This is a genomic window from Streptacidiphilus sp. MAP12-16 (genome assembly GCF_041262165.1).
Classification (GTDB): domain Bacteria; phylum Actinomycetota; class Actinomycetes; order Streptomycetales; family Streptomycetaceae; genus Streptacidiphilus.
In genome coordinates, this window is the sequence record NZ_JBGCBY010000004.1 from 12,009 (window position 1) to 23,830 (window position 11,822).

The window sequence follows — 11,822 nt, forward strand, 5'->3', positions numbered from 1 at the left end:
TCCGTCGTGCTACCCCGTGTCGTGCTAGTTCGTCGTGTCCGCGCCCGTGGGCCACAGCGCGGCTGTCGTCCTCGGGTGCAGCAGCAGCACGGCCCCGGCGATGCCGGCGATGCCGACCACGACGCCGACCGCGATCTGCGCGCCGCCGTTCTGGAAGGTGAAGTAGGTGACAGCCAGGCACAGCGTGTCGACCATCACCGCCGGGCTGCGCCCCCAACGCTTCAGCCGCAGCAGGCCCCGCCCGGCGAGCAGCGGCAGCAGGCCGAGCAGCAGCACGATGAACCCGCCGAACTCGGTGAGCCCGAGGCCGGTCCTGGTGTGCGAGACCAGACCGGCGACGAGCATGTAGACGCCGTAGGCGGCGATGAGGCCGCCCTGGAGCACGGCGATGGCCGCCCCGGCGGTCAGCGTCCAGGGACGGCCCGTCCCGGCGGCAGGGGCAGCGGCGGCGGAGGAAGGCAGCGAGGCGTCAGCAGTCACGCACCCAGGCTAGCCGCCGTCTCCGGCTCCGTTCCCATGCCCTGCCCCTCCCGGGCCGCATACCTGCCGGTAGGTAAGCTGACCGTATGCGTGCCCTCCTGGTCGTCAATCCGAAGGCGACCACCACCAGCGGCAGGACCAAGGACGTTCTCGCCCATGCGCTGGCCAGCGACCTGAAGTTGGAGGTCGTCGGGACCGAGTACCGGGGCCACGCGCGCGATCTGGCCCGCGAGGCCGCGGCCTCGGGCAGTGTCGACCTCGTGGTCGCCCTCGGCGGCGACGGCACCGTGAACGAGGTCGTCAACGGGCTGCTCGCGGAGGGCCCTTCCGAACACCTGCCCCGGCTGGCCGTGGTCCCCGGCGGTAGCACCAATGTCTTCGCGCGCGCCCTCGGCCTCCCCAACGACCCGGTCGAGGCGACCGGCGCGCTGCTCGACGCGCTGGCGGCGGGCCGGGAGCGGACCGTCGGTCTGGGCCGGGCCGCCACCGAGGGACTGCCGGAACGCTGGTTCACGTTCACCGCCGGATTCGGATTCGACGCCGGAGTCGTCGGCCGGGTCGAGCAGCACCGCCGCAGCGGCCGTCGCTCCACCCACGCTCTGTACCTGAACCAGGCGGTGCGCCACTACTTCGGCGAGCGGGAACACCGCAGGGCGGGTCCGATCACGCTGCGTCTCCCCGGCGCCGATCCGGTCGAGGGCCTCGTCGTCTCGATAGTCGCCAACACCTCGCCGTGGACCTTCCTGGGCAACCGCCCGGTCTACGCCTCGCCCGAGGCGACCTTCGACACGGACCTGGACCTGTTCGGGCTCACCCGGATGTCACTCATTCAGACGCTGCGTACCATTCCGCAGCTCCTGGACGCCTCAGGAGCAGGTCCGAGGGGCAAACACGTGGTCGCTTACCACGATCTCCAGGAATTCACCTTGCATTCCCAGGAAACGTTGCCATTTCAGGTCGATGGAGACCACCTTGGAGAGCGGAACCAAGTCAGCTTCTCAGGCGTTCGCCGCGCACTGCGTGTGATTGTGTGATCAGAAGGGTCGAAAGTCCTTCTTCTCGAACGCGCGAACCCCTTCACTCCATAGAAGTACAGGGTGTGACCTAGGCGACACCAAGGAATCAAAATTTCCTCCTCGAAGGGGGTTGTATCCGGAGTCGAGGTTTGCGAACCTTTACGTGGCGATCGGGACAGTCCGTTACCGGGCACCCGCCTGAGTCGCCCGAATCCACACTGCAATGCCGCAGGCATCCTCGCGTCGACCCACCCGTCGGCCCCGCGCCTGCCCCAGGGTTCGTGAAAGCGTTCACATTCACAAGCTACCGATGCGCCTGCGGGACAACCCCGTTGGCGGGAGGAGTTGGATCACCATGGACTGGCGCCACCGCGCTGTCTGCCGGGAAGAAGACCCCGAGCTGTTCTTCCCCATCGGCAACACGGGGCCCGCCCTGCTGCAGATCGAGGAAGCGAAGGCCGTCTGCCGTCGCTGCCCGGTCATGGAGAGCTGCCTGCAGTGGGCCCTGGAGACCGGTCAGGACGCCGGCGTCTGGGGCGGGATGAGCGAGGACGAGCGTCGTGCGATGAAGCGCCGCGCCGCCCGCAACCGCGCGCGCACCGCCTGACACGTCGCCACCCGGGGGACCGGGGGTCGAACCCCGGTACCAGCACGACCGCACCACTTCTGATCAGCCCTTGATCGAGTGCCCCGATCCGTTCCGCGCCCTTTCCGGGCCTCCGGGCGGAGCACCCGAGGCACTTCCCGAGGCAACGCACACCACTCGCGATGCCCACGGAGCCGACAGTTTGGTACCGTCGGAACCGAGGGCAACCGCCCGTGCGATGCACGTGGGCGCAGCCCGCACCCAGAGCCCCTGCTCCGGCCGACTCCCCCCGACGGCCGGAGCAGGTTTGAGAGGCCCTGTCGACCCTCCCCCCCGGTCGACAGGGCCTCGTTCTGTTCCCGGTCAGTCCCCGCCCGCACTCGCCGTCCCGCTCACGGCGCGGGGCCTCAACTCCAGTCCGCCACCGGGTTTCCCAGCCAGCGGGTACCGGCCGGCAACGCCTCGCCGCGCATCACCAGCGACGCCGGGCCGACCACGGCCCCGTCCCCCACCACCGCCCCGAGCAGCACGATGGAGTGCGGCCCCACGGTCGCCCCGGCCCCCACCTCGATGCCGTCCATCCGCATCAGCCGGTCGTGGAACAGGTGCGTCTGCACCACCACGCCCCGGTTGACGGAGCTTCCCTCCCCCAGCCGGACCAGGTCCGTCTCCGGCAGCCAGTGGGTCTCGCACCACACCCCGCGCCCGATCGTCGCCCCCAGGCTGCGCAGCCAGACATTGAGGAAGGGCGTGCCCAGCAGGCTGTTCCCCAGCCAGGGCATGGCCAGCTCCTCGACAAAGGTGTCGAAGAGTTCGTTACGCCAGACGAAGGAACTCCACAGCGGCTGCTGCCCCGGCCGGAACCGCCCGAGGAGGAGCCATTTGGCCGCAGTCGTGAGCAGGCAGGCCGCGATGCCGCAGAGCAGCAGCAACACCCCGGCCGCGAGCACACACACCGTCAGCCCGCAGCGGTCCAGCAGTTCCTGGAGCCCGGCGACGGCGAGGTCCCCGAGCAGCACCGTCAGGACCACCGGGCCGAACCGGCACAGCTCGACCGCCGCCCTGGCCCACACCAGCCGCCGGGGCGGGTGGTAGGTGCGGGCGGTGTCGCCGCTCTCGGCGACACGCTGCAGGGCGAAGCCGGGGCGGCCCAGCCAGGAGCTTCCCCGCCGGGCCTGCGGCGGGGCGTCGGACAGTACGCCCACCAGGGAGTCGGCGGGCAGGGTCCGGCCGGGACCGACGATCCCGGAGTTGCCGACGAACGAGCGGCGTCCGATCCGGGCCCGCCCGAGCCTGAGCCAGCCGTCGCACACCTCGAAGGGGGCGATGAGCGTGTCGTCGGCGAGGAAGGCGTAGTCGTCCACGCTCATCAGCCCGGGGAGCGCCAGCACGGTGGACGCCTCCACCCGCCGACCGACCCTGGCACCGAGCAGCCGCAGCCAGACCGGCGTGAACAGCGAGGCGTAGAACGGGAAGAGCACGGACCTGGCGCCCGCCATCAGCTGGTGGACCACCCAGACGCTCCAGCCGACCCGTCCGTGTGCGGGGTGCAGACCGGGCCTGACGGATCGTGAGAGCAATCGGACCAGCACGGTCAGCAGGACGGCGTAGACGACGATGGTGAGCAGTGCCAGCGGCAGCGAGGACGCGAGCAGCCGGTCGAACACACCGCCGTAGGAGGGATCGTGTCCGGCCAGGCCGTAGAGCACCAGCATGGCCGGGACCAGCGCGAGCGGCGGCAGGGCCTGCAGCAGGGGCAGCGCCAGCGCGTACGCGACGTCCCAGGCGCGCTCGTTGGCGCGGGAGGAGGCGGGGCGGAACGTCGGCCAGCGGGTGTCGGCCGCCCGGTCCTGGCGCGCGGGTGAACCGTGCCAGTGCTGGCGGGCGGGGACGGAGCCGGTGACGCAGCTGCCGGGCGCGATCTCGGCGCCGGCGCCGATCCTGGCGCCCGGCATGAGCACGGCCCTGGTGCCGATCCGGGCGCCGGGGCCGATGTGCACGCCGCCGAGGTGCAGCAGGTCGCCGTCGAGCCACCAGCCTGCCGCGTCGACGTCGGGTTCGAGCGAGCAGCCCTCACCGAACACGGCCAGTCCGGTGATCGGCGGCATGGTGTGCAGGTGCACGTCGCGACCCACCCGGCAGCCCAGCAGGCGGGCGTAGCGGCGGGCCAGCGGGGTGCCGATGACCGAGCTCACGTTGAACGCCGCGACCACCCGCTCCGCCGTCCACAGTCTCAGATGGGCCGGACCGCCTCTGGGGTAGGTGCCGGGGCGCAGCCCTCTGGTGAGCAGCCGGGCGGCCGTCGCCCCGACCAGTGCGCGGCCCAGCGCGCTGGAGAGCAGCAGCCAGCCGCCGCCGATGAGCCACCAGGAAGTGGGGGGAGTCCAGGGCAGCGGCCGGAGCAGGTTGTCCAGGGCGGCGACGGCGAGGAGCCAGCGCAGCCCGGTCACGGTGTGCAGCAGCAGGAGCACGGCAGCCTGGTAGACGCCGGCCCGGCGCGGCGTGGGGCGCACGGTGCGACCGGCCGGCCGGGTGGCTGCTGCCGGTTCGGCGGGGCGCGCCGAGGCGGGCTTGTCGAGGTGGGCCTTCGGGCGGGGGCCGAGGTCCAGGTGGGCGGCGAGGTCCCCGAGCCGGGGCTGCTGGTAGAGGTCGACGACGGAGAGTCCGGGGTGACGCTCGCGCAGCAGGGAGACCAGCCGGGCGGCGGCCAGGCTGGTGCCGCCCAGGGCGAAGAAGTCGCTGTCGGCGTCGGCGGTGACGCCCAGCAGGTCGCGCCACTGCTCGGCGAGCCAGGCGGCCGTCCCGTGCAGCTCGGCACCCGGCCCGCGCCGGGTACTCCGGCCCGCCTCGGCCGCCGGAAGCGGCCAGGGCAGCGCCTTGCGGTCCACCTTTCCCGAGGTACGGGTCGGCAATTCGGCCACTACGGCCAGCGACGGCACCAGCGCGGCCGGCAGCCGCTCCAGCAGCTGCACCCGCAGCGCGGGCAGGTCCAGGCCGGCCGCAGTCGGCGCTCCGGCCGCCGTCCGCTCGGGGACGAGGTAGCCGACCAGCACCTGGCCGCCCGCCGCCGTCTCCCGCACCGCCGCCGCGGCGGCCCGGACGCCCGGCAGGGCGGCGAGGGCGGCGTCGACCTCTCCGAGTTCGACCCGCCGCCCGCCGAGCTTGACCTGCTCGTCGGCGCGGCCGACGAAGACCAGCCCCTCGGGGTCGGCCCGGACCAGGTCTCCGCTGCGGTAGACCCGGTCGACCGGCAGAGCGGGATGGGCCCGGAACTTCGCCCGGTCCGTGGCCGGGTCAAGGTAGCGCGCGGTGCCCACTCCCCCGATCAGAAGTTCGCCCGTCTCGCCCCAGCCGACGGGCTTCCCCTCCTCGTCCACAACGGCGAGTCGCCAGCCGTCGAGCGGTTCGCCGACGCGCACGGGCCGCCCGGCGCGCATCAGCGCGGCGCAGGCGACCACGGTGGTCTCGGTCGGCCCGTAGGTGTTCCAGAACTCCCGCCCGGGTACGTCGAGCCGCTGGACCAGCTCGGCCGGGCACGCCTCGCCGCCGACGATCAGCAGACGGACCGCGTCCAGCGCCTCGGCCGGCCACAGCGCCGCCAGGGTGGGCACCGTGGAGACCACGGTGATGCCGCGCCGCACCAGCCAGGGCCCCAGGTCGGCGCCGGCCCGGACGAGCGAGCGGGGTGCGGGAACCAGGCACGCGCCGTGCCGCCAGGCGAGCCACATCTCCTCGCAGGAGGCGTCGAAGCCCACCGAGAGGCCGGCGAGAACCCGGTCGCCGCGGCCGAGGGGCGCGTCGCGCAGGAAGAGCCGGGCCTCGGCGTCGACGAAGGCCGCCGCCGAGCGGTGGGTGACGGCGACGCCCTTCGGGCGTCCCGTGGTGCCCGAGGTGAAGATGACCCAGGCGTCGTCCCGCAGGTCCGGCCGACCGCCGCAGCGGCCACCGGAGCGACCGCCGGGCCGCGCGGACAGCGAACAGCCCTCACCGAGGACCCCGCACACCCCCGCGTCCTGCCAGATCAGCTCCGCGCGCTCGTCGGGGTCGTCCACGTCGACCGGGACGTAGGCGGCCCCGGCGCAGAGCACCCCTAGGATCGCCACATACAGGTCGGCCGTGCCGGAGGGAACCCGCACACCCACCCGGTCGCCCGGCCCGATCCCCAGCCCGGCCAGCCTCGCGGCGAGGGCCGTGGCCGCAGCACGCAGGCCCCGGTAGTCGAGGACCACGCCGTCCGCGTCCAGCGCGGGAGCCCCCGGGGAGAGCCGCACCGCGGCGTCGAGGATGTCCACCAGTGTGCGGGCGGGTGCGGCCGGCCGGCCGGGCCACACCGCCCCGGCGGACGACCAGCCCGGGAGGTCCTGCGGGGGCGGCAGCGTCGCCGCGAGGTAGGTCTCAGGTTTCACGTGCCGCGCTCTCGTCAGGTGCCGGGCTCATAGGGACTGACGAGTGAACAGGGCTCAGGGTAAGGAAGAATCACGCAAAAAGACGGTAAATCCTGAGTAACCATCATCTGTGCGAATTTCCGGACAAACTGAGTAGATCAGCGGTTGCTCTCCACCGGAATCTCCAGCACCACCCTGGTCCCTCCGGCCGGACCGGCCGCGACCATGTCGAAGCTGCCGCCGAGCTCGCCGACCACCAGCGTCCTGACGATCTGCAGCCCGAGGTTGCCCGCCTTCTGCGGGTCGAAGCCCTCCGGCAGCCCGCGCCCGTCGTCGGTGATGGTGATCAGGAGCTGCTCGTCGCCGCGACTGGCGCCGTTCCCCCAGCCTGACGGCCAGCCGGCGGCACTGTCGGGAACCCGCGCCCGCACGGCGGAGACCACGACCGCGCCCCCGGCCTTCGGGCCGTACGCGTGCTCGAGCGCGTTCTGCAGGACCTCCGTGAGCACCATCGCCAGCGGAGTGGCCACATCCGCGGAGAGGATGCCGAAGCTGCCGCTGCGCCGCGCGGTGACCAGGCCGTCCTGCGACAGCTCCATCACCATCGCCAGGACGCGGTCGGCGATCTCGTCGAAGGCGACGTGCTCGTCCAGGTTCTGCGACAGCGTCTCGTGCACGATCGCGATGGAGCCGACCCGGCGCACGGCCTCGTCCAGCGCGCAGCGCGCAGCGTCGTTCTCCATCCGGCGGGACTGGAGCCGCAGCAGCGCGGCGACGGTCTGCAGGTTGTTCTTCACCCGGTGGTGGATCTCCCGGATGGTGGCGTCCTTGGTCATCAGCTCGCGCTCGCGCCGCCGCAGCTCGGTGACGTCGCGCAGCAGCACCAGTGAGCCGATGTGGACGCCCTTGGGTTTCAGCGGGATCGCGCGCAGCTGCACCACCCCGTCGCCGGACTCGACCTCGGTCTGGCGCGGGGCCCAGCCGCTGGCGAGCTTCACCAGCGCCTCGTCCACCGGGCCGCGCGACGGCGGTGCCAGCTCGGCGGTGGTCTTGCCGAGGTGCAGCCCGACCATGTCGGTGGCCAGACCGAGGCGGTGGTAGGCGGAGAGGGCGTTGGGACTGGCGTAGGTGACCACGCCGTCCGCGTCCAGGCGGATCAGACCGTCCCCCGCACGCGGCGAGGCGTCCATGTCGACCTGCTCGCCGGGGAAGGGGAAGGTTCCCGCGGCGATCATCTGCGCCAGGTCGGAGGCGCTCTGCAGATAGGTCAGCTCCAGCCGGCTCGGCGTGCGCACCGTCAGCAGGTTGGTGTTCCGGGCGATCACCCCCAGCACCCGACCCTCGCGCCGCACCGGGATCGACTCGACCCGCACCGGCACGTCCTCGCGCCACTCCGGGTCGCCCTCGCGGACGATCCGCCCCTCGTCCAGCGCCACGTCCAGCATGGGGCGGCGGCCCCTGGGCACCAGGTGGCCGACCATGTCGTCCTGGTAGGAGGTCGGCCCGGTGTTCGGCCGCATCTGCGCCAGCGAGACGTAGCGGCTGCCGTCCCGGGTGGGCACCCACAGCACCAGGTCGGCGAAGGAGAGGTCGGAGAGCAGCTGCCACTCGGACACCAGCAGGTGGATCCACTCCACGTCGGCGCTGTCCAGGTTGGTGTGGTGGCGCACCAGCTCATTGAGGGAAGGCATCTGTCGAGCGTATCCGGCGGCGGGCCCGGGCTCACTCCCGACAGCGGTCGTCGGACGGAAGGGCTCGTCGGACGGAAGGGCTCGTCGGACGGCGTCCAAAGACATCCCGTAGTGGTCTGGACAATGGCAATTGGTCTAGTCCACAATGGGAACTGCACCAAGGGAAGCCCCACCGCGCTATCTGCCCTGACCGCGCGGCGGACCTTCCCGCTTGATGGAGTCGGCCTGACCGTCTCGCGCCTTCCGGGCCCGCACACCCGCCGCGCGTACGCCGGACGCCGACCATGCCTCGGGCCGCGGTGCCGGACAGGTTGAGGGTCCTGTCCCGGCGCCACGGCCCGTTGTGCATTCCACGCTGCGCGTGGGGGGTGCCGCGCAGGTGGGAGCCGGGGCTGCGCCCCGAGCCCCACTCCTCAGGCTCGGCCTCGTCGACGACGCCGCGGGTCCGGGGCACAGCCTCCGAGCGCGCAGCGGGCCGGTGGTACCCCGCGGAAATCGGTGCCGCGCGGGTGGGAGCCGGGGCTGCGCCCCGGGGCCCACGCCTCAGGCTCGGCCTCGCCGACGACACCGGGGGTCCGGGGCGCAGCCCCCGAGCGCGCCGGGGGCTAGTGCGTCTCGGTGACCTTGGCCAGCGCCCTCGGGGCGTCCGGGTCCTGACCGCGGGCGACGGTGACCTCGTAGGCCAGCCGCTGCAGCGGCAGGATCTCCAGGATCGGCTGCACCTCCTCGGCGACCCCGCCCGGCAGCGCGAATCCTGTGGACGCCGCATCCACCTGCTCCTGCCGCCCGATCACGACCAGGTCCGCGCCGCGCCCGCGCAGGCGGTCCAGCACCGGCTGCAGCGCCTCGCCACCGCGCCCGTCCGGGACGATGGCGATGACCGGCGAGACGTTGTCCACCATCGCCAGCGGGCCGTGCAGCAGGTCCGCGCCGGAGAACGGCGAGGCCGGGATGTAGGTGGTCTCCATCAGCTTCAGCGCCGCCTCCCGGGCGGTCGGGTAGCCGTAGCCGCGCGAGGTGATGACCAGCCGCTGCGCGAAGCGGTAGCGCTCGGCGAGCTGCTTCACCTCCGCCTGCCGCTCCAGGATCGACTGCGCCAGTCCCGGCAGCGCCTTCGCCGCCGCTCCGTCGCCCCCGCGCAGACCTTCGACGAAGAGGTACAGGGCGAGCAGCTCGGCCGTGTAGGTCTTGGTCGCCGGCAGCGCCTTCTCCGGCCCGGCCAGCACGTCGACGTGGAACTCGGAGACCTCGGCGAGCGGCGATGCCGCGTTGTTGCTGACCGCCAGGGTCACCGCCCCGGCCTCGCGCGCGGCTCTGGTGGAGGCGACCAGGTCCGGCGAGCCGCCGGACTGGCTCACCGTGACCACCAGACAGTCCGTCAGGTCCGGCTTCGCGTTGTAGGCCGTCGTGGTGGACATCGAGGTGAGCCCGGCCGGCTTGCCGAGCAGCACCTCGATCAGGTACTTGGCGTAGAGCGCCGCGTTGTCGCTGGTGCCACGGGCGGTCAGCAGGACGAAGCGTGGATTGCGGGCCGCGATCTCCGCGGCGATCTCGCGGATCACCGGGGCGCCTTCGTCGAGGATGCGCTGCAGAACGGCCGGCTGCTGGGCCATCTCCCCGGCCATGATGTGGCCCGGCGCGCGGAGCCCGGTAGCGGGAAATCCCGAGGAGGCCGAGGGAGAGGGGGACGGCGTTGCGGACATCGGTGAAGCCTCCAGAGAGAGTCGGCACACCCCGGACACGGCCTGCTGCCCGCCGGGGCCCGCTATTCCTCCCCGCTCGACGTGATCAGCGTCCGGGCAGGCAGCGCGGCGACAGCCGGTCCGCACCCGGGCCGCCGAGACCGATCGTACGGTCCGCGGCGGCCCCGGGCACCTCCGTCCCGAGCGCTGATGCTCCCCAGGTCGTCAGGCTCACTGCTCGTTCAGGCGACTGGTCAGCTTGTCGTCCGCCGCCTGGGCCGCCGCCGCCGGGTCCGCGCCCTGGAGGATCGGGGTGAGGAACAGGCTGACGATCGGGTTGGGCGGGTTCTCCACGTTCCCCCACCGGGCGACGGAGGGGGTGAACCCGGCATTGGCGGCCGCCAGCTGCGCCGCCGCGGCATAGGCGTTACCGGCGAGGGCCGGATAGAGGGCGGCCTTGTTCGGCAGGAAGCCGGACTCCTTGGCGAAGGCGGTCTCGTTGGCGTCGTTCAGCGCGATCTGCAGGAAGCCGAGGGCAAGCTCGCGGTTCGCGGAGTTCTGCGACACGGCCAGGTTGGAGCCGCCCAGGAAGGTCCGCGCCGGAGACTTGGGCTTCGCCCCGGGGATGGGGAACCAGCCGATGTCCTTCGCCATCGCCGGGTTGGCCTGCAGGACCGCCGCCTGCTCATATCCCATGGCGATCATCGACGCGACGTCGCCCTTGGCGAACACGGTGGCCTGGGCGGGATGCGACTCGTCCTTGTCCTTCGGCGCGTCTCCGTAGGACTGCAGCTTCTTGAACAGCGCGGCCGCCTGGAGCGCCGCGGGGGCGTCGAGATTGCCCACCCACTGGTTGTTCCGCTGGGTGAGGATGTTCGCACCCGCGTCCAGCAGGAAGCCGTCGAAGGCGTACCAGTTCTGGCCCGGCAGGTAGAGCGCGGAGGAGACGCCAGGGGTGTTCTTGAGTACGTCCAGGTCGGACTGCCACTCGGCCATGGTGCTGGGCGGGCTGAGCTTGGCCCTGTCCCAGAGCCGCTTGTTGTACATGACCACCCGGCTTCCTGCGAACCAGGGCGCCGCGTACTGCTTGCCGCCGACGATCGCCGAACTGTTCATGGAGGGCGTCCAGTTCGCGCCGCCGAGCCGCCCGCGGTAGGGGTCGAGGTCCAGCAGGCCGCCGGTCGCGACGTAGTACGAGGTCTGGGTGTTGCCGATGTCGATGACGTCGGGCGGCGTCAGGTCCGCGAGCGCCGCGGTCACCTTCTGCTGGATGCCGGTCCAGTCCTGCTGCTTGAAGACCACCTTGGCACCGGGGTAGGTCAACTCGAACTGAGCCTTCACCGCCGCCGACCAGTCGACCGGGTCGTCGCCCGCCATCAGCCAGACGGTGAGGGTCTTCCCCTCGAACGAGGTGGGCGAGCTGGTCGTGCTCGGCCCCCCTGAACTGCACGCGGCGACTCCGGCCAAAAGCGCAGCCGTGCCCACCGCGGCGACATGTCGCCAACGGTCCACAACATCCTCCCCGGATGACCCCTCTGGCACTGGCTCAAACCCTTTGGTTCAGACCAGTTGCCGGAGTGTGGTCGCCTGCCGCGGGTCCAGTCAAGGAATGGAAACCCCGCCCCGAAAGCTGTTACCGGACCGACACCTGGGCGGCGACTCGCCCCAACTGTCCATAATTGCGCGGTATCTGGCAGCCTGGTTGGTCCAGTCCTGGACTTCCGGCGCATCCGGGAGGTCTCCGCTTGTCAAGCGTTGGTAACGGCTTGGCACAGCCCGCCGAGAACCCTTGACGCTCCACATTGGTCCATGCCAATCTCCGTTCACTGGTCTACACCAATCAGGTAGCTGCGTCGGAGCGACTGCCGCGGAATCACAGATTCCGTGCGGGCTCGGTACCGGTGCGGAAGCCACAGCCCCATCTGCCCCACCGGTACCACCAGTACCAAGAAGACTGCAAGGCCCTCATTGAGCACCCCCTT

7 protein-coding genes are annotated in these 11,822 nt (G+C 71.9%); 2 read left to right on the forward strand and 5 right to left on the reverse strand.

The window, feature by feature from the left end; translation table 11 throughout:
• Positions 1-24 precede the first annotated feature (24 nt).
• A complete protein-coding gene (locus ABIA33_RS05805; protein ID WP_370077817.1) occupies positions 25-480 on the reverse strand; it encodes a hypothetical protein in 456 nt (151 codons plus the stop codon).
• Positions 481-566: 86 nt separating this feature from the next.
• On the opposite strand from ABIA33_RS05805, the gene ABIA33_RS05810 reads away from it, so the two are divergent.
• Both ABIA33_RS05810 and ABIA33_RS05815 read left to right on the forward strand, forming a co-directional pair.
• On the forward strand, positions 567-1,514 hold the full coding sequence (locus ABIA33_RS05810) for a diacylglycerol kinase family protein (RefSeq protein WP_370077819.1): 948 nt from the start codon (positions 567-569) through the stop codon (positions 1,512-1,514).
• A 337-nt stretch (positions 1,515-1,851) separates the two neighbouring features.
• Positions 1,852-2,103, forward strand: a complete 252-nt coding sequence (locus ABIA33_RS05815) for a WhiB family transcriptional regulator (protein ID WP_030257455.1) — start codon at positions 1,852-1,854, stop codon at positions 2,101-2,103.
• Between the two features lie 386 nt (positions 2,104-2,489).
• Here ABIA33_RS05815 and ABIA33_RS05820 read toward each other — a convergent pair whose 3' ends face one another.
• From ABIA33_RS05820 to ABIA33_RS05835, 4 genes are all read right to left on the reverse strand, one after another.
• Complete coding sequence (locus tag ABIA33_RS05820) at positions 2,490-6,413, reverse strand: Pls/PosA family non-ribosomal peptide synthetase (RefSeq protein ID WP_370078368.1); 3,924 nt, start codon at positions 6,411-6,413, stop codon at positions 2,490-2,492.
• A 212-nt stretch (positions 6,414-6,625) separates the two neighbouring features.
• Positions 6,626-8,158 carry a PAS domain-containing sensor histidine kinase gene (locus ABIA33_RS05825; RefSeq protein ID WP_370077821.1) on the reverse strand — a complete coding sequence of 511 codons (1,533 nt, stop codon included), beginning with the start codon at positions 8,156-8,158 and terminating at the stop codon, positions 6,626-6,628.
• Between the two features lie 605 nt (positions 8,159-8,763).
• The gene (locus ABIA33_RS05830) at positions 8,764-9,861 is read right to left on the reverse strand and encodes an SIS domain-containing protein (RefSeq protein WP_370077823.1); all 1,098 of its coding nucleotides are present in this window, start codon (positions 9,859-9,861) and stop codon (positions 8,764-8,766) included.
• A gap of 210 nt (positions 9,862-10,071) precedes the next feature.
• On the reverse strand, positions 10,072-11,352 hold the full coding sequence (locus tag ABIA33_RS05835; protein ID WP_370077825.1) for an extracellular solute-binding protein: 1,281 nt from the start codon (positions 11,350-11,352) through the stop codon (positions 10,072-10,074).
• Positions 11,353-11,822 lie beyond the last annotated feature (470 nt).